The organism is Salinicoccus roseus (assembly GCF_003814515.1).
GTDB classification, from domain to species: Bacteria; Bacillota; Bacilli; order Staphylococcales; family Salinicoccaceae; genus Salinicoccus; species Salinicoccus roseus.
On record NZ_RKQJ01000001.1, the window covers coordinates 903639 to 921473 of the forward strand.

Here is a 17835-nt window from a genome sequence, read left to right on the forward strand (position 1 = left end):
AACGCCTCTTTCTCTAGTCCAGCTTCTCCATATGCGACTTCAGCTGTTTTATTTCTTCATCTGACAAGCCAAGTCTCGGTTTTCTGGATGGTCCTCCGTGCAATCCTTTCAGATCCATCGCTTTTTTGACGATCTGCACGAATTTACCGGAGTTCTCGAGAAATTCACATAGTGGCAGCAAATCCTTATATATCTTCTTAGCTTCATTATAGTCTCCCGCTTCCACATGCTCAAGCATTTTGGAAGCGCTGTTCGGAGCGATATTGCCGGCGACTGACACCCAGCCGGTGGCACCATGCAGGAATGATTCGAGTGCCAGATCATCGGAACCGCAGAATATGGTCAGATCAGTGCTTCTCGCAACATCACGCAGTTTCCTGATGTCACCGCTAGATTCCTTGATGTAGCTCACATTTCCAAGCTGTTCATCCATTTTGACGAGTGTATCGAGTTCGATGTCGATTCCTGAAGTGAATGGATTGTTGTAGATCATCACTGGTGTCGAAACTTGATCATTCACATCCTTGAACTGATGATAGATTTCATCCATCGTCGGTCCGCCATAGTAGGAGTTGATCAGCAGGAGTCCATCAGCATGATGTTCTTCTGCATGGGCCGCAAATTTCAATGCCTTGTCCGTACGTTCATCGGATATGCCGACGAGCAGCTGTGTATCTGTATCTTTGACCATACTGCCCACCATTTCGACGATCTTCATCTTCTCTTCATCATCCAGTGATACGAACTCTCCTGTACTGCCGACAATGACGATGCCTGACACTTTCTGTTCCAGATAATGTTTTACGTTTTCCTTCATCCCATCGTAGTTCACGGAAAAGTCCTCATTCATCGGTGTAATCAGAACTGGGAATACCCCTTTAAGCTGTTTGTTCATTTATATTCTCCTTTTCTGTTTTAGTTTTTTCCTTGCCTAAAATGAATTTGCCTGTGTAGCCGTAGATCAGAGTGATGATCATGACGAGGAACCCATACCAGAAGAATGGAAGATACGCCAATGTGGATACACCCAGCGTAGCAGCCATGAACACGCCCCCATCAGACCACGGCACCATCGGTGTGGTCACTGTCCCTCCAGCTTCCGTGTTTCTCGATAGCAATGAGCGGTCAAGGTTGAGGCGGTCGTAGTTTTCTTCGGTGATCTTTGTACCTGTAAGCAATGAAACGTATGCTGCACCACCGAAAAAGACACCAAAGAAGGCGGCAAGCATCGTAGTCAGTGTTACATTTCCGGTATTTGTCGCCCAATTGGCGAAAATATTGCCGATGACCTCCAACGCGCCGATTGACTGCAGCAGTCCTCCGACGCCCAGTGCAAGGATGATCAGCAGGATGACTTCAAGCATGAAGGTAATCCCTCCACGGTTGAGCAGATTATCGATGAAGGCGATTCCGGTCGACAGGCTGCTGCCTGAATAGAGTGCCTGGATTGCTTCAATGAAGCCGTAGCCCTGGAACCAAGTCGCCCACAGGCTGCCAAGTAGTGCACCAAACAGGATGACCGGTACCGAAGGCATCCTCATGACAAGCAGTGCAATGACAATGGCTGCTGGAATCAGCATCACCCATGAGATGTTGAAGGTGCTTGCAAGTCCAGTCATCGTCTCTTCCGCAATTGTAAGGTCACCACTGCCGCTGTAAAGAACGGCCCCAACGATCCAATACAGGATTGCCGCAATCACAAACGCTGGGATTGATACATAGGACATTGACCTGATGTGACGGAACAGGTCCACTTTCGACAACGAGGCTGTCATCACTGTCGTATCCGAAAGCGGAGACATCTTGTCCCCCACATAGCACCCGGAAATTACTGCACCTGCAACAAGGTATATCGGCAGTCCAAAACTTTCACCGATTCCCATCATTGCGATGCCCGCTGTGCCTGCCGACCCGAAGGAAGTCCCCGTGGACAATGCTGTTATGGCACATATGATCATGGCAGCCATCAGGAAGATGCTTGGGCTGATGATGTTCAGGCCATAATAGATCAGCGTTGGAACAACACCGCCTGCAATCCAAGTTCCTATCAGCGCACCTACTGCGATAAGGATAAGTATCGCACCCATCCCCTCATAGATGCCTTTCAAGACCCCCTTTTCCATTTGGAAATATGAATTCCCCAGATAGAGCCCTACTGCCATGATCATGAACCAGATCGTGAGCAGCGCGAGTTGGATGGGCAGTTCCAGCAGCAGTATGAACGAGAACATGATGACGACGAACATCACGAGGATGAGTGCCAGTATCTTCCCGCTCGGAAGTTTTCTCTCCTTTGTCATAATAAAACCCCTTTGTATTATTTGATGATGAATCCCTTAGAATAGATATCCGTATCGTCAATATAGAACTGGGAATTGGAAATGAAGTAGAATGGATGATCATATTTCTTTCCGGAAGCATTGATGCCCACTTCCGCACCATTGATATGGGTGATGGATTCCCATCTTTTCAGCTCATGCAGCATTGACAGCACTTCATGCACAGGGTGTGGGACCACTCCTCCGTGCCGATCGATCACCATCAGGCTGCTTCCATTGAGGTAGACGGTGTAGTCCCATTCATTTTGTGCAGTGAGCCGCCTCTTGATCTCAGAGATGTTCTCTATTGCCAGGTACACATCGGTTTCAAGCACCCCGACCGTTGCGCCGCCGACTTTATACGTTCCCTCCAGCTGCACGGCATCTGAAAGGGCCGAGGCATCCAATTGGTCCCGATGCAAGATGAAGCTGTCCCCATCGTATATGACCTCATACGCATCACCTTCAGGCAGACCCCCCCGTTCAATCAAAGTGTGGACGAGCCCTTTGAGCATGACTCCGCTGTTGTGGACTTCCGAATGTGTTTTAATCGCTACATGAAGCCTCTCCTCTCTGAATTCATAGATTACAAGGTTCATATACTTACTTCCCCTCGGTTCGTTGAGCAGAAGTTCCTGTACATCGTAATCCCCTGTTGTATACCTGACTTCGTCCCCATGCACTACACGCATCAATTGACCATGGACATGCAAATCATAGCCATTCACAACTTTTCTTATCATACTTCCACCTCCGGCAGTTCAGGAATGAGCAGATAGCCCTGTCTGAGTGGATCATCTGCGTTCATATAGAAGTCGTGGCGTCCCATAAGCCATGCAGAGCCCGTGATCAGCACCCTCAGATGAACGGCTTTGCCAGAGGAGTCCTCTGATAGTATCTTTGCAGTAAATTGTGAACCGGTGATGCTCTCATGTATGAAATCTTCCCCAACTTCCATCATCCCCAGATGATGCAGGGTCGCCGCCTTCGCACACGTTCCTGTACCGCATGGCGAGCGGTCTATCCCGCCTGGAGGGACTATGACTGTATTTTTGATGGGGTCCCCATCTTCATAAAGTTCCATATGGGTCAATTTGTCGATGAAGGGATAGGAAGGATGTCTGACTTCATGCGCATCATTTATGATGTCCCTGATCTCCATCGCTTTCATCACGATTTCCTCGGATTGGTCCACTTCCAGTTCCAGGCCTATATCCGAGGCTTTGATGATCCCATAGAAGTTCCCGCCATATGCGATGTCACACCTTATATTCTCCACTCCACCATGGTCGACATGCACAGTTTTCAAATGGAAGGAATCAGTGCTGATGAAACTGACCGATTCAACTTTTCCTTCCGAAACTCTGCACTCTGCTTCAACAATTCCCGCTGGTGTATCCAGTACGACTTTGGTTACAGGTTCCTGTCGAGTCACATAGCCGAGTTCTACAAGTGCAGTACATGTACCGATCGTATCGTGTCCACACATTGGCAGATAACCGCCTGTCTCGATGAATATGGCACTGAAATCAGCTTTTGGATCCAATGGCGGGAGCAGGATGGTGCCGCTCATCACATCATGCCCCCTGGGCGGATTGACCAGAAACTTTCTTATATGATCATGGTTCGTCTTCATATCTGCCATCTTTTCCTGAATCGTTGCACCTTTCAGCGGGGGCATCCCTGCCATCACTGTCCGGGTGGGGTTGCCGCCGGTATGGGTGTCTATGGTGATGAACTGTCTGCTGTTTATCATGAGTATGCCCCCTCCTTGAACCGGTTGATGCTGAGTGGCGTCAGATCCTCACTCAAATCGTCCATCAGCATTTCAGCCATCCACTTTCCAGTGATTGCACAGAGGCCGATGCCGTCCCCTTCATGCCCGGCAGCCACGTAGAATCCTTTGATATGAGTTTCCGATATTATCGGCAGATGATCAGGTGTCCACGGCCTGAGTCCGGCATAACTTCGGATCAGGGACATGTCCTTCATTTCAGGAAAGAAATGGATGGCCCTTTTTGCGATCAGCTGTACTATCCGATGGTTCACCCTGGTATCGTAGCCGACGAATTCCCTGCTGCTGCCAAGGAGGAAGTTTTGACTTTCTGTCGCTTCATGAACCAGTGCGATGCCATAGGCGTTCATTTCTTCATCAGCCACCCTCTCCCTGCCGAACTTTGTCATAAGATATCCAAACTCCTGAATTTTCCTGGTGCCCATCAACTCCGTCCTTGATGAAACGAGGATGTGCCCCTTTCTTGGCTTGATTGGAATATCAACACCCACCTTCCGCCCGATCATTGGTGCAAAAATGCCGGCTGCATTGATGACCTTATCCGCTTTGAAGCACTTTTCATGGGAATGGACGATGAATCCGCCCTCCATCTCCTCAATATCGGTTACAGGTGTATGTTCATAGACTTCACATCCATAACGTTCTGCCTCGTGGGCAAAAGAGAATGTAAGCATATATGGATTAAGCGTCGCATCATTGATGCATTCTATTCCTCCGACAAGGTGATCTGAAAAATATTTGGAATCATTATTCAAATCTTCTTTCGTCAGTTTATTGAAGAGTGGTTTACCTCCATTTTCATGATTATGCCTATCGACCCACTGGTAGGCCTGTTCGAGTTCTGCATCATTTTCACATAGGAAGATGCTGCCTGGTCTTCGGTACTCGAATGGCATCTCCAGCATGTTGGGCAGATCATCAATCAATGCCTGGCTTTGGATGGCCATGCGGCTGTCGAATCCGGGCTCCTTGTCAATCAGCAGTACATTTCCATCACATTTTGATGATGTACCGGAAGCAAGCGTATCCCTCTCAAGCAATGCCACCTTCATCCCCTGCTTTGCTGCAAAATAGGCGATGCTCGTTCCAATGATCCCTCCCCCGGCAATCACCACATCATATACTGCATGGTTCATATACTTTCCTCCCTCCTTAACTGAGATAAAGAAATAAACATGCCAACCTAAAATCATCCGTTTCCTTTTTAAATTTGATTAATAGTGTAAAGAATCATATAATTAGTTAAAAATTCTGACATAGGGGTGCAGGCATTGTTTGAAAAATATCTGATTGAAGAGCTGATCAATTTCCACAATCATTCATTTACCATCATCGATAAGCATGAAAGGATACTCCATTTCAGCAGACGCGCCGAAGAAATCTTCGACCTTGAACAGAAGGATGTAATCGGGCGGCCCATTACAGAAGTGTTCCATAAGGATAAACTCATCATGTTGAAGTCACTGAGGGAGAACCGCACCATCGAAAAGAAGATGCATCTGGCGACACCGAATGTATACGTAAATATCAAATCCGTCCCACTCATCATCGACGGGAAAGTGGAGGGCGCAATCGTCTCTGAAGTGGATGTCACTGAAGAAGTAAAGCAGAAAGAGGAAATCAAGAAGCTTCAGGGACAAGTCCAGACACTGTCAACAAATGTGAAGCAGTTGAATAATGACGAAAGTTTCAGGGGAATAATCTATAAAAGTTCTGAAATTGAAAGCGTCAAAGCCCAGATTCAGAGGGCAGCAAGTACACAGGCAAATATTCTCATCACAGGGGAGACAGGAGTAGGAAAGGAATTATTTGCGCGCGCCATCCATAATTTGGGGAATAAGGAAAAGGAGTTCATACCAATCAATTGCGGCGCAATCCCCGGCCACCTTTTCGAATCAGAATTGTTCGGTTACGAGAAAGGGGCCTTTACAGGCGCAAATCGCCAGGGGAATAAGGGAAAGGTGGAGCTTGCTCAGGGAGGGACACTGTTCCTCGATGAAATCGGTGAAATGCCGATAGATATGCAGGTGAAGTTTCTGAGGGTGCTTCAGGAGAAGCAGTACTTCAAACTGGGGGGGACGAAAGAGATGAATGCAGACTTCAGACTCGTTTCTGCCACCAACAAGAAGATATCAGATCTGCTCAATGGTGATGATTTCAGATCAGACCTCCTCTATCGGATCAATGTCGTCAACATCCACATACCGCCATTGAGAAAGCGACCGGATGATGTGGAATCCCTTTTCTTCTACTACCTTTACAGCATTTCCGAGAAGTATGGCATCGAAATGAGGTATGCAGGCCAAGGGCTCCTTCAACAGCTTAAAACCTATCATTGGCCCGGCAACGTTAGGGAACTGATCAATGTAGTCGAAAGGCTGGTCATCTTCTCCAGCGACACGAAATTGAATGGTGAGATATTCACCCAATACCTTGAGGAGGTCGGTGAGGATTCTGCCGCCCTTTATCCACAGTTGCCTCAGGAAGATATCCAGCTGAGGGATTTTGTCGACCAGACTGAAGCGGATTATTTAAAGCATACTTTAGAGAAATATGACAACAACATCGAACAGGCATCAAAAGTCCTTGGCATAAGCCGTCCGACACTATATGCGAAAATAAAGAAATATGAACTGTAACTGGCATGTATCTTTCTTATATATTTTTAATATTAAGAAGGAGGACTGAAAATGAAGAACCAAGAAGATTTCATCATCTGTCGCTGTGAGAATATCCATATGTCTGAAATAGAAGAGATTCTTCAACAGGGTGCTGATAATGCGCGTGAATTGAAACTTAAATCCAGGGCGGGTATGGGTTTTTGTGCTTCCCGGACATGCGGTCCCTTCATAGAATCTCTGACCCAGGACCGCGACGAGACCCCCAGCTACATCAATCTGAAATCCCAACCTCCCATCCGTACAATTTCAATGGAGGATTTCATCAAGGAGGATTTCCATGACTAGACGCATCACCAACCATAAGATACTCGGCTCCTTCGAAGTGGACCTTGTCACATTCTATTGGAATGGACAGGAGCTTCACGGACACAGGGGGGAAAGCCTCACCGCCGCGCTCCTTGCAAACGACATCCGTACCCTCCGGTTACATGAAAAGGACGGCAGTCCAAGGGGATTATATTGCAACATCGGACATTGCTCGGAATGCCGAGTCACGATAGATGGCAAAAAGAATCAACGTGCATGCCTCAACACCGTAAAGGAAGGAATGAGGATAGAATCACAAAGCATGTTGCCGAATCTCACCAAGGGAGGAAGGAACAATGCTTGATACGATCATAATTGGGGCGGGTCCTGCAGGGCTTGCAGCGGCCAGCACCCTTAAAGGTCACCGGAGTGTAATGATCATCGATGAATACACACAGGCAGGCGGCCGACTGCTTGGACAGTTATATGAAGAAGACAGGGGGAAATGGTGGAACGGCCTGGAAATTGCAGAACGCATGTACAAGGACATCGAAGATGAAGTCCAAGTGAAACTTAATACTTCAGTCATCAATATTGAGAAAGATACCCACTTCACCATCCATACGACAGATGGCATTTTTACATCCAACCATCTGATCGTCGCCACTGGAGCACGTGAGAAGTCTACACCACTGCCTGGATGGGATCTGCCGGGCGTGATGACGGTCGGTGCTGCTCAAGTACTGACAAATTTTCAGCGTGTAAGTCCCGGGGAACAAGGGGTCATCATCGGAATCAATCCCCTCTCCATGGTCATTTCACTGGAATTGGGATATGCCGACATACCGGTCAAAAAGATATGTATGCCTGTTGCCAATGCCCTTAACCACCAGAAGCCCGGGGATGCTTTTGAAACACTCTTATCACTGGGGGGGCTGGCACCTTCGAGGATGATATCCTACGGCAGCCGGACATTAGAACAGTTACCTAAGGTACAGGAATTCTTGCTGAAAGCCTTTCCGAAACGTGGCATCAGAGCGATGGGGCTTCCCATCTCCATCAAAGAACAGGTTATACGCATCAATGGCACGGACAAAGTCGAATCTGTAACCGTACAGAAAACGAATGCAGATGGTGAACCGATCGAAGGCACTGAGAAGGAGATCACCTGTGACTTCGTCTGTCTATCCGACGGCTTGGCTCCTTTAAGTGAAATCTGTTCCCTTTTGAACATGAAGCACGTTTACATCAAATCACTCGGTGGATATGTACCGCTTCACAGCAGGCATATGGAGACGGAAATAGATGGCTTATATGTGGCTGGTAATATAACCGGCATCGAAAATGCCAAAATCGCCATCATGCAAGGCAGACTTGCAGCCTCTCAAATTTTGGGCGACACTGCTGCTGCCGAAGAATATTTGAAGAAAATAAATGATGAAAGACAGAACGCCAAAGTCAGATTTCATCCTGACCTTGTCAACGGAAAAGAGAAGCTTCAAAGCTCATGGATGGATTTCAGTCATTCCCTCAACTAGAGAATTCCCCGCTGCAATACAGGCAGCGGGGAATCTTTCTGATGTTCACGTTATATTCAACCCCTACTTCTGTGCCTTAATCCGCCCATTGACATCACGGCATTCCACTTTTGATTACATAGCTTTAATACTGTTGCTCCAAATCAAAAAACACAGCCCCTTAGGGCTGCGCCTGTTTCTATAATAGATTTATCACTACTGAGATGAGATAGCTGATGAGGCCGCCTCCGACCAGTACAGCTGTGTTGATCCAGTAGCCCCTTGAACTGTATTCGACTACACCCAGTTTACCAAGCATCAATGTGATCGACGCAAAGGCGAATGCGATCGCCCCGATGCCGAACATGATGAAGGAGACTGTGATGAAGAATCCTGCCAAATGAATCACCTGTTTCCGTATTATGCTATCTGTACTCTACCAGAGACCGCCCCGCCATTCCACAGGAAATTGAACGTCTTCAACAAACAGATGCTTACGGGGTGAATATGGTGTAAAATGAAAATAGAAAGGTTCGACATAAAATTTTTAGAATGGAGGATGATCTGTATGGTTGAAAGAAAAGACTTCATGGATGAGGAATACGACTACCCCGGCAAAAAGCGGACGAACCGGAGGTTTGGCCATAATGTTCGCGTTAATCATGGGCCCAGCCCCGGTAATGACGAAGAGCTCTCTACCGACTCGGTAAAAGGTAATGGGCAGGGTCCTCTGCCCCGTTCCATCTTCCTCAACGATGAGAAGTAGGGTCATAATCCGATTTGCTATTGGGATAGTTGATGAAGTAGATGATCATTTCCTTATCAAAATCCATCATATGTGAAGCTTCTGTTGGATCCAGTGTCTCGAAACGTTTCTTGAACTTGGCATAGTCGAGGTTGCTCTGTCCGTCGGGGTAGAGGATGAATCCATTCTCGCTGTATGAGTAGTACTTGAGATATCCTGATTCCACAAATGTGTGGTTGAAATCGAAGAATATGCACTGGATGTATCCACCCACCGCTGGTTTTCCATCATGTATGCGGTCCATGAAAGGTATATTCGAACGGTTCTTCTGTCCCGTCTTCTCAAGATGATCCTCAAGCATTCTGCGGCCATTTCTGATGACAAACGGATAGATCCAGAATGTCAGCAGGAGGGTAGTGCCAACTATAATAAGAAATCCGGCTATGCTCATGACTTCCAAGTTGAATGATTCCAAAAGCAGCAGGATGACAGCAATGTTGGTCAGAGAAAGTAGCCCGATCAACATTACCTTTTCATCTGTCTGATCTTTCGTATAGAACAGAATATTCCTTTTCACCAGAACAACATACGTGAAGAATCCCGGAAGCCCCAGTCCGATTATGGCAAAAACTGTTTCACCCATTAAACTCCCTCCTCTGTATGGTTGGATATGTCACCCACTGATCTATGGCGTTCAACCAATCCTTAACCTTATATTCCCCCTCCCATCAAAATAATGTATAATTTTACACTTAATTGTTTTGTTTCACCCACTTATCCTTTCATTCTTCATTCCATAAGTAAATGCCTCCATATAGGGTAAAATTATATGAATGCGATACGTATATAATTTATAGAGGATTGTGAGGTGAAAACGATGAAACGTCCATATGCTGCTGCATCCCATGCGGCATTGAAGGCAGGACTCCACGAGCGGGCACTTGAACTGTTCAAGAAGGGACTGAGCTACCAGATCGGGGCGGATGAACCGGTCATCAGGATATATTTGAGGTTCTCCCAACATGCATACCTGCACAGCCAGCTGGATCTGTTGGCGCTGGAGGAAGGATACAGAAGCTATCTCAGAAGTCTGGTCTTCCGCCACGAGAAGAACTATCAGGCAGCCTGGGAAGTGATCGAGTGGATTTCCGACGAGGCACTCATCCCGCTCAAGGTGGAGATTCTCTGTGATATGAAGAAGGTGGAGGAACTGATCGAACTTTCCGAGGCTGGTGTCGATGTGCTTTCGCACCTGAAGGTTGAACGGAAGGAAGCACTTATCCGGTATATGATCCGGAATCATGATAGCCTAAGGGCCAAACGGCTCATCGACAGTACAGAAGTCGACCAGAAACGGCTGCTCATCCTCTTCGAAACGGAAAACAGCCATCCGGTCGCCCGGTTCACGTGGGAGGCGTTCAGGGATACACACCTTGGAATGACGGAGGACCCTGTGCCCCAGGACTTCCCTGCACTGGTCACTACGATCAAAAATCTGGATGCCACCCTTCAGGATGCGGCCCATATCCACCTCATCAACCGCTTCTACGATAACCCGCAGTACCACCGGGCGCTCAATTTGAATTCGGTCCCCCATATGAAGGAAAAGGCCGACCTCATCCAATACATCATGATCGAGGCACTGTATACACTGAAATTCGATGCTTCACTTCTCGGCACACCGGCTGCACAGCTTGATATGCTGTTTGAATACTATCATAGCGGCAACCGCAGCACGGCCGTCATCCGGGCCATACACCAGCTGCTTCCGGATGCGAAGTTGACCGACAGCCACATACGCTCCATGCGGAAGATGATACTCTACGGTACTCTCGACCTCTATAACGAACGGCTGATCCAGATGTTCCGGGAAGATAAGAAGGCCTTTACTGTATTCCAGTATCCGGCCCTCTTCCTGAATACAAAGATAAACAGAACTGTCGACAATTTCGTGTACTACCACTTTACGGCCAAAGTGCGGGAGAAAATCTTCCGTCCCCTTGTGACGGAACTGGTCGAATCGACCGAGAAGACCACCCTCCCCCGCTACTTCGTCCACTACCTCGAACGGACGAGGCACAGAAGCTTTTCAAGCATGTGCATCCTCGTCAGGCACACATATCGGCGGGGCGACTACAAACAGGTCGAAAAGTACATCAATGAACTCATACCCGACAACCAGTTCAGGATGAGGCTCTACCTGGCGAAGTTCCTCTACGGTTTCGGCGAATTCGAGGAAGCACTGCATGAAGTCAAGGTAGCCGAGAAGCTTACCGATCAGCATGCCGAGCTCTATATGCACTTCATCAAAATCTACAGGCGCCTCGGGGACCCCGAGAACCTCCTGAAGTATATGGACAAAATGAAGGCACATTACCCGAAGGCGCTGTCGGACCGTGAATATGAAAAGGCGAAAGCCGCATATGAGAAAATGAACAAAAATTAAAATGAAGAAGCGGATACCATGATGGTATTCCGCTTCTTCCTGATTCTACGCTTTATAGTCACTCCGCACGATGGCGTAGAGTGCGCTGTCACAGATTCCCTGATTGTTGCGGTCCGCCTGCCGCTTCGTCCCTTCATACAGCAATCCGCACTTCTCCATCACCCTGCCGGAGCCGGGATTCCTCACATCATGCTGCGACTCGATCCGGTTGAGTCCTACATCTTTGAAGAAGAAAGAGATGAGACGTTCGAAGGCTTCCGTCGTATACCCCTTCCCCCACCATGCCCTGCCGATGCAGTAGCCGATGTGGACCATCCCGACAGAATCATCCGCATCCACCACACTGATCGTCCCGACCGGTTCACCCAAGTCCTTTGGCATGATCGCCCACTGATAGAAATCCTCTTTTTCGTACTCCTCCATCCAATGGCCGATCAGCTGTCTGGTCACTTCAACCGATTCATGCGGCGGCCAGGTCAGATACTCCGTCACTTCAGAATCCGATGCCCAGTTGTTATACATCGCTTCCGCATCATCCAAAGTGAGCTTTCGGAGCACGAGCCGCTCCGTCTCCAATGTCTGCGTACCAAGATGCTGCATATGTATCTCCCCCTGAATGTACAAATCGATGCTACTACTATGATTATACTAAAAAAGCAGGTCCATGACCTGCTAATCAAAATGCCTGATCTTATAATCCATCTCTTCTTCCGGTGACATCAGCCCTCTTGCCTTGCCGATGGTGCCATCCTGTTCATTCCAGATTGTATTATGTACCTGCACTGCGTTCGTGAAATCGCCTTCCATCCAGTCCTCGAGCGCTGCCATATAGAACTCCCGATATTCATAATTCGATTTCTTGGCCGTTTCGTACTTCTGTTCGATGCGCTCGTCAGTGATTTCAAGATGGCCCCATTTCTGCTGGGCTTTGACCTTCTGGTGTGTCATATGGTGGATGCTGTCTGCGAACTGCCGTTCACTCGGCAGGCCGTCACCAGTCTTCTCATCCGACACCTCGAACGCCTCCTTCGCCTCTTCAGATTCCTTCGAACCGGAATTCGCCAGTGCAGCAAGCTCCTCATCCTCTTCTGGCATCTCCGCTTCATCCGCCACAGAGCGATCGAGTGCATTGCCGATACTGTCCTTCACACCTGAGAAGTTGAAGGCGATGACTCCCCCAGCGATGATTGCTATCACTACAACTGTCGATAGCGTCCATAGAGCCACTTTCGTAAAACTGCTCATAAAACCGTCCTTTCATGATGTTGTGTTTCTTTGGCTTACTTGCCATAATATGGTTATATTCACTCTAACATTCCTTGGTAACAAAATGTAACCCTTTATGATAAAAGAGTAGACTTTTCTTTGAAAACAAAAAAGAGAGCCTTCTGGCCCTCCCTGTTACGCCGTCGTCCGCTTATGGCTCGTACGTATCTTCTGTTTTCTTACATCTTCATCTTCACCTGACCCATATGCCCACTTGAGATATTCCGGAACATAATTGTAGGTGATGATCTTCTCCAGACGCTTTCTGAACATGTAGTTCTGGTCATCTGTAATCCGATAGATCACGATGCTCATATTCCGCTTCTCCAGCACACCATTGAATGGCTTCAACTGCTTTTCCTTTTTCGACGGCTTCTTCTCGAATGGCTTGCTGAAGTGGCGCTTCAGGCGCCGGGCGATATTCGTGCTGTGTCCGACATAGAAGAGGTCCGAACCTTTATAGATCAGATAGACCCCGACAAGCGCCTCATCATCGGACAATTTGAACTGCTTCTGGATCTTTTCATCGAGATCCTTATGGTCGACTGCCCGTCGGCCATCACTCGTCTTGATGATTGAAGGTGAGATCTCCGCTGACTCGATGCCCTTCTTCCAGATCCTTTTCGATTCCTTACCGAAGTTCTTCATTAGCCTATCCAGCTGCTTATTCATGCTTCTCAGCTGTCTTGCCATAATTATCACCTCAGGGTACCTATTCCCCAGGAGCTGGAATCCACACATGAATGATAAATCAAATTGACAGACTTACTTTAGAAGTTAACGTTGATGTTATAAAGAAATGGCATGATCAGAAATAAGAATAGTACATACTACATAAAATTAACAGGCTGAAACTGCTTCAAAATATCTGAATGTCATATTCAGCCAAATAATATGTAAAGATATATTTACATAGATCAATCAGGATGATAATATAATAGTAAAGATATCTTTACTATTCTGGAGGCCCTAAGATGCCGGCAACCAATAAGATAAGAGAAATTCGTAAGGAAAAGAGGATTTCGCAAGTTAAAATGGCTGAAGATCTACAGGTCACGCGTCAGACAATCAATGCGATTGAAAAGCATAAATATAATCCCAGCCTTGAGCTGTCTCTTAAGATCATCAAATATTTTAATATGCCTATTGAAGCAGTGTTCACCTTAGAGGAGGATGACAGATGAAGGTACAGGAAACAAAATTCCAAAATCATAAAATGAAGACTTGGACGCCTTATTTCATAATTGCATGCGGTTTTATCGGAGCAACAATCGGTTCTTTTCTCGCCTACTTTATTCAGGGGGAGTTTCCATATAGTGTGATGATTGGTGCCGCAGTGGCATCTTTCATACTATGTGTCATTCAATTTATTAAGCAGACTAGTAAAAAAGATCGTTTACCTGAAGCTGATGAACGCACCATTAAAAATCTCAAGCGTTACTTTGCAGCAACTTCACATCTTACTGTGGGGGTTCTTTTCATCTCTTTGACTGCATTTACTCTTATTGGGTACGATTCTGTTCCCCTCCTTTACCTATGGATCTTATTCTTTTCTTATATATGGATCGGCGGGATTGGTGCCATCATCGTCAAAAGACGATAATCTTCATGAATGGCGGACAGAAGCCTCCATCCCTGGCATCACTAGGAATGGAGGCTTTCCTTACGATTAGCCGATAGATTTCAATCATATATCCCAAGGGTGAACTTGGCTGCATAAGTTGTAACACTAATCATCAAAGCTTATCATCTATCATGCTTTCATTGGATATATTGAATTTGGATTCTTTCATGGGTATTTCTTTACCTCCTGTTCCTCCCGGCACTTCTGATGAACGCAAGCTTCTCCCCGGAAATCCCCGCCTCATAGGATTTGAAACTTCTGATACCCGTACCGAAATGGAGACTCTCCGGTTTCAACTTCTCAACCATTTCAGTGACATTGTCTGTATTGAGCCCGCCACCCGGCATGATTGTAATATGAGTACCTTCTGTTTTCTTCATCAGTTTCTGCAACTTCCCGAAATTATCAGTGACACCACCGGGGCCGCCTGAAGTGAGGATGGTTTTCACCTCCGGATATTTGAGGAGCATCTTTAGGCCTTCAACTTGATCATCCAATGCATCGAATGCCTTGTGGAAGGTGATATCCATCTCCCCACAGATCGAAATGAAACTCTCCAAAGCGTTGGCGTCGATACGTCCATCTTCTGCCAGTGCTCCGATGACGATGCCGTTTGCACCATAGCTTCCCACTTCCCTTATCTGATCTTCCATCTGCATGACTTCCCGATCAGTATAACGGAATGATAGATCATGGGGCCGGATCATGACATTAATCGGAATACTGGAAGCTTCGACCGCTTCCTTCACCAGAGCCATTGCCGGGGTAAGTCCATCCTGTTCCATACCGCTACAGAGTTCAATCCTGTCTGCGCCGAACCGGTTCAGGTCATGCACATCCTGTATGTTGGTCGCGATGCCTTCTATAATCATACCGTCACCTCCATATATGACTTTTACACGGTGGAAATGCATCAATTTGATGATGAATGAAATGAAAACATCCCTTAAGTTTTAGAAAAATGTTTAGGACTTCTATAAATCAGTAAAGTTTTTGATTATGAAAGTATCATTCTCAGGCTGAAAGACCAGATCATATCCCGTAACAAATACATGAGTGCCCTCAAGATTATCATGTGTTCTTTCAGAAGAAACTTCCATATAGATCTGATTACCTTCTTCGCTGTACTCAGTCACTTCAACCGCCCATATTTGCATGTTCGGGAAATTCTGATTCTGAACATTGTTCCTCAACGTATTATATATGCCGCTTCCTGCTTCCAGATAATTTTCAACATACGAGAAATCGTCCTCTGTATATGCCAACTGCAAGTCATTCAAATATTCATTAATGAATGCTTCAGCTGCCGGACCGTGTTCACCATGACTTTCAGTTGAATTTGCCACTTCGGTTTCTTCTGGCTTCACGGTGGATGTTGATCCATCTCTATTGTATATGAACTCTTCATGCCCCTCTATATCCGCCAATCTTTTTCCCTCATATATATCTAGAAAGTCATTCAGATAAGGGTTCTCCCATGACTCTCCATTGAAACCTTCATAGCTGACGGCAATCGCTTTTAAGGTATGGATATTATCAATGTCAGAATCTATGCCGAAACCATAATCCCTTCCATGTACTTCACCAGGGGCAACGTTTATCGCTTCGCCAGTGCCCCCATGGAAGTATGAACCATCCGAGAAATCTATATCTCCCTTCAGGCGTACAGGTAGACCGTTCTTGTCCCATGCAACAAATCCATAAGTCATATTTTTTATATCTACATTTGAATTATTCCTGATGATCGCTGAAAGCATGTCAGGATAAAGATTTTTATATTCTGAATCCTGGATGATATAATCCACATCTTCTACAACCAGTTCCTGATTCATGAGTTCTTCTTCGAGCTTTTCTGCAGTCATATCCCCCGGAGAAGCGGTCTGCTTATTCTTTGCAGCAGATGTTTCCGTTTCTTCCTCAGGCTCCTCCTCTTCAACTGATTTATCCTGTCTTTTGCTCTCCTCAACTTTTTCTCTTTCTTCTTCTGTTGGCTCCTTGTCTTCCTCACTCTTTTCTTCTATGGCTTCTTCACTGGTCACTTGCTCTTTCGAGTCGGCAACTACTTCTTCCGACGGCTCTTCTGTCTGGTTTACGTAGATCATCCCAAGGAACACGAAAATGCCAAGGAGCAGGAAGACAATTAATCCAAGCATTACATTTTTCATCAGTTTCCGCCCTTTCTATTTTATACTTAATAGTATACTTATTATAATCTCAAAAGACGGAATTTGATATACAATATTTTACATAGAATCTAATTCAAAAAAGGAGGATACCATGCATACAATCAGGAATTCATTCCCGCACCTCGCCATCCATCATATTGAGAAACTGGATAAAGGCTGGTCGGACGACGACAAGTACATCCTCCATGTTGACGATGAAAAGTACCTGCTCCGCCTCAGCAATCTGGATCAAAAGAATTTCAAGATCCGCGAATATGAGCTGATCCGGAAATGCTATGAAGCCGGACTCCCTGTGCAGAAGCCGTTTGAACATGGGGAAGCAGACAGCTATTACTATCTCCTGCTCCAATGGGTTGAGGGTCAGGAGGCGACAATCAGATTGCCTGAACTGCCCGAACCGGAACAGTACAGGTTGGGTGTTGAAGCGGGGAGGAATCTATGGAAGCTTCATCAGCTGGACGTGCACCAGCCTGAAGAATCCTGGGAGTCGAAGATGAACAGGAAAATTGATCGGAAAATCAGTATGTACAAAGCGTGCGACTATAAATTTGAAAAAGGCCACCTGTTCCTTGAATATATAGAAGCACATCGTCATCTCCTCCACAATCGCATACAAGTGCTCCATCACGGAGACTACCATGTCGGCAACATGATCATCGATGCTGATTATAGTCTCCACATCATAGATTTCAACCGGCATGATGTCGGCGAGCCATGGGAGGAATTCAACCGGATCGTCTGGAGTGCCCAGGCAAGTCCAGCTTTCGCCTCGGGACAGATAAGTGGTTATTTCAGTGATGAAGTTCCCGAAGCTTTCTGGCGGCTGCTCCTCCTCTATATCAGTGCGAATATGCTGTCATCCCTGCCATGGGGCGTTCCATTCGGACAGACACAGATCGAAATATTCATGGAACAGGCTGATGAAATCTTGGACTGGTACGATGATTTGCGGACAGTCATCCCTTCCTGGTATCGCAGTTTTTCGTAACGCATCATTTCTGCGCAAAAAAG

The 17835-nt window shown here is 46.6% G+C and carries 21 protein-coding genes; 9 read left to right on the top strand and 12 right to left on the bottom strand.

The window, feature by feature from the left end:
- Positions 1-13: 13 nt before the first annotated feature.
- Genes dapA through EDC33_RS04695 form a run of 5 tightly spaced genes read right to left on the bottom strand, consistent with a single transcriptional unit; the run spans position 14 to position 5249 of the window.
- On the bottom strand, positions 14-895 hold the full coding sequence (dapA, locus tag EDC33_RS04675; protein ID WP_124010324.1) for a 4-hydroxy-tetrahydrodipicolinate synthase: 882 nt from the start codon (positions 893-895) through the stop codon (positions 14-16).
- A complete protein-coding gene (gene nhaC, locus EDC33_RS04680; RefSeq protein ID WP_124010325.1) occupies positions 879-2300 on the bottom strand; it encodes a Na+/H+ antiporter NhaC in 1422 nt (473 codons plus the stop codon). Before nhaC ends, dapA begins: the two co-directional genes overlap by 17 nt.
- 17 nt (positions 2301-2317) lie before the next feature.
- On the bottom strand, positions 2318-3061 hold the full coding sequence (locus EDC33_RS04685; protein ID WP_124010326.1) for a hypothetical protein: 744 nt from the start codon (positions 3059-3061) through the stop codon (positions 2318-2320).
- Positions 3058-4074 (bottom strand): proline racemase family protein, encoded by a 1017-nt coding sequence (locus tag EDC33_RS04690; protein WP_124010327.1) that lies wholly within the window; start codon positions 4072-4074, stop codon positions 3058-3060. Before EDC33_RS04690 ends, EDC33_RS04685 begins: the two co-directional genes overlap by 4 nt.
- Positions 4071-5249 carry an NAD(P)/FAD-dependent oxidoreductase gene (locus EDC33_RS04695; protein ID WP_124010328.1) on the bottom strand — a complete coding sequence of 393 codons (1179 nt, stop codon included), beginning with the start codon at positions 5247-5249 and terminating at the stop codon, positions 4071-4073. Before EDC33_RS04695 ends, EDC33_RS04690 begins: the two co-directional genes overlap by 4 nt.
- A gap of 126 nt (positions 5250-5375) precedes the next feature.
- Here EDC33_RS04695 and EDC33_RS04700 point away from each other — a divergent pair, with 126 nt between their 5' ends.
- From EDC33_RS04700 to EDC33_RS04715, 4 genes are read left to right on the top strand one after another with little or no spacing between them, the layout of a single operon-like run.
- Entirely contained in the window at positions 5376-6752 is a 1377-nt protein-coding gene (locus EDC33_RS04700; RefSeq protein WP_249036073.1) for a sigma-54 interaction domain-containing protein, read from the top strand.
- Positions 6753-6803: 51 nt separating this feature from the next.
- Entirely contained in the window at positions 6804-7079 is a 276-nt protein-coding gene (locus tag EDC33_RS04705) for a (2Fe-2S)-binding protein (RefSeq protein ID WP_040106845.1), read from the top strand.
- Positions 7072-7404: a (2Fe-2S)-binding protein gene (locus tag EDC33_RS04710; RefSeq protein ID WP_124010330.1), complete on the top strand. Its 333-nt coding sequence runs from the start codon at positions 7072-7074 to the stop codon at positions 7402-7404. Before EDC33_RS04705 ends, EDC33_RS04710 begins: the two co-directional genes overlap by 8 nt.
- Complete coding sequence (locus EDC33_RS04715; RefSeq protein ID WP_124010331.1) at positions 7397-8578, top strand: NAD(P)/FAD-dependent oxidoreductase; 1182 nt, start codon at positions 7397-7399, stop codon at positions 8576-8578. Before EDC33_RS04710 ends, EDC33_RS04715 begins: the two co-directional genes overlap by 8 nt.
- Positions 8579-8756: 178 nt before the next feature.
- On the opposite strand, the gene EDC33_RS04720 is transcribed toward EDC33_RS04715, so the two are convergent.
- Positions 8757-8957, bottom strand: a complete 201-nt coding sequence (locus EDC33_RS04720; RefSeq protein WP_148087048.1) for a hypothetical protein — start codon at positions 8955-8957, stop codon at positions 8757-8759.
- Between the two features lie 168 nt (positions 8958-9125).
- Between EDC33_RS04720 and EDC33_RS04725 the strand changes: the two genes are divergently transcribed.
- Positions 9126-9323 carry a hypothetical protein gene (locus tag EDC33_RS04725; protein WP_148087049.1) on the top strand — a complete coding sequence of 66 codons (198 nt, stop codon included), beginning with the start codon at positions 9126-9128 and terminating at the stop codon, positions 9321-9323.
- On the opposite strand, the gene EDC33_RS04730 is transcribed toward EDC33_RS04725, so the two are convergent.
- Positions 9307-9945 carry a hypothetical protein gene (locus EDC33_RS04730; RefSeq protein WP_124010334.1) on the bottom strand — a complete coding sequence of 213 codons (639 nt, stop codon included), beginning with the start codon at positions 9943-9945 and terminating at the stop codon, positions 9307-9309. The genes EDC33_RS04725 and EDC33_RS04730 overlap by 17 nt on opposite strands.
- 234 nt (positions 9946-10179) lie before the next feature.
- Between EDC33_RS04730 and EDC33_RS04735 the strand changes: the two genes are divergently transcribed.
- Positions 10180-11748: a hypothetical protein gene (locus EDC33_RS04735; RefSeq protein WP_124010335.1), complete on the top strand. Its 1569-nt coding sequence runs from the start codon at positions 10180-10182 to the stop codon at positions 11746-11748.
- A 45-nt stretch (positions 11749-11793) separates the two neighbouring features.
- Here EDC33_RS04735 and EDC33_RS04740 read toward each other — a convergent pair whose 3' ends face one another.
- The 3 genes from EDC33_RS04740 to EDC33_RS04750 all read right to left on the bottom strand — a co-directional run bounded on the left by EDC33_RS04740 (position 11794) and on the right by EDC33_RS04750 (position 13707).
- Positions 11794-12348, bottom strand: coding sequence for a GNAT family N-acetyltransferase (locus EDC33_RS04740; RefSeq protein WP_124010336.1), 555 nt, complete (start codon positions 12346-12348; stop codon positions 11794-11796).
- Between the two features lie 72 nt (positions 12349-12420).
- Positions 12421-12993, bottom strand: a complete 573-nt coding sequence (locus tag EDC33_RS04745) for a DUF6241 domain-containing protein (RefSeq protein WP_124010337.1) — start codon at positions 12991-12993, stop codon at positions 12421-12423.
- A 156-nt stretch (positions 12994-13149) separates the two neighbouring features.
- Positions 13150-13707 (bottom strand): GIY-YIG nuclease family protein, encoded by a 558-nt coding sequence (locus tag EDC33_RS04750; RefSeq protein ID WP_170156352.1) that lies wholly within the window; start codon positions 13705-13707, stop codon positions 13150-13152.
- 281 nt (positions 13708-13988) lie between these two features.
- Here EDC33_RS04750 and EDC33_RS04755 point away from each other — a divergent pair, with 281 nt between their 5' ends.
- Both EDC33_RS04755 and EDC33_RS04760 read left to right on the top strand, forming a co-directional pair.
- On the top strand, positions 13989-14198 hold the full coding sequence (locus EDC33_RS04755; RefSeq protein ID WP_124010339.1) for a helix-turn-helix transcriptional regulator: 210 nt from the start codon (positions 13989-13991) through the stop codon (positions 14196-14198).
- The gene (locus tag EDC33_RS04760; protein WP_094905970.1) at positions 14195-14617 is read left to right on the top strand and encodes a hypothetical protein; all 423 of its coding nucleotides are present in this window, start codon (positions 14195-14197) and stop codon (positions 14615-14617) included. The genes EDC33_RS04755 and EDC33_RS04760 overlap by 4 nt, the downstream gene beginning before the upstream one ends.
- Before the next feature lie 200 nt (positions 14618-14817).
- Here EDC33_RS04760 and EDC33_RS04765 read toward each other — a convergent pair whose 3' ends face one another.
- Together EDC33_RS04765 and EDC33_RS04770 are read right to left on the bottom strand one after the other, a co-directional pair.
- On the bottom strand, positions 14818-15510 hold the full coding sequence (locus EDC33_RS04765; protein ID WP_170156353.1) for a copper homeostasis protein CutC: 693 nt from the start codon (positions 15508-15510) through the stop codon (positions 14818-14820).
- Positions 15511-15612: 102 nt separating this feature from the next.
- Positions 15613-16803, bottom strand: coding sequence for a DUF5780 domain-containing protein (locus EDC33_RS04770; RefSeq protein WP_124010341.1), 1191 nt, complete (start codon positions 16801-16803; stop codon positions 15613-15615).
- A 112-nt stretch (positions 16804-16915) separates the two neighbouring features.
- On the opposite strand from EDC33_RS04770, the gene EDC33_RS04775 reads away from it, so the two are divergent.
- Complete coding sequence (locus EDC33_RS04775; protein WP_124010342.1) at positions 16916-17812, top strand: phosphotransferase family protein; 897 nt, start codon at positions 16916-16918, stop codon at positions 17810-17812.
- Positions 17813-17835 lie beyond the last annotated feature (23 nt).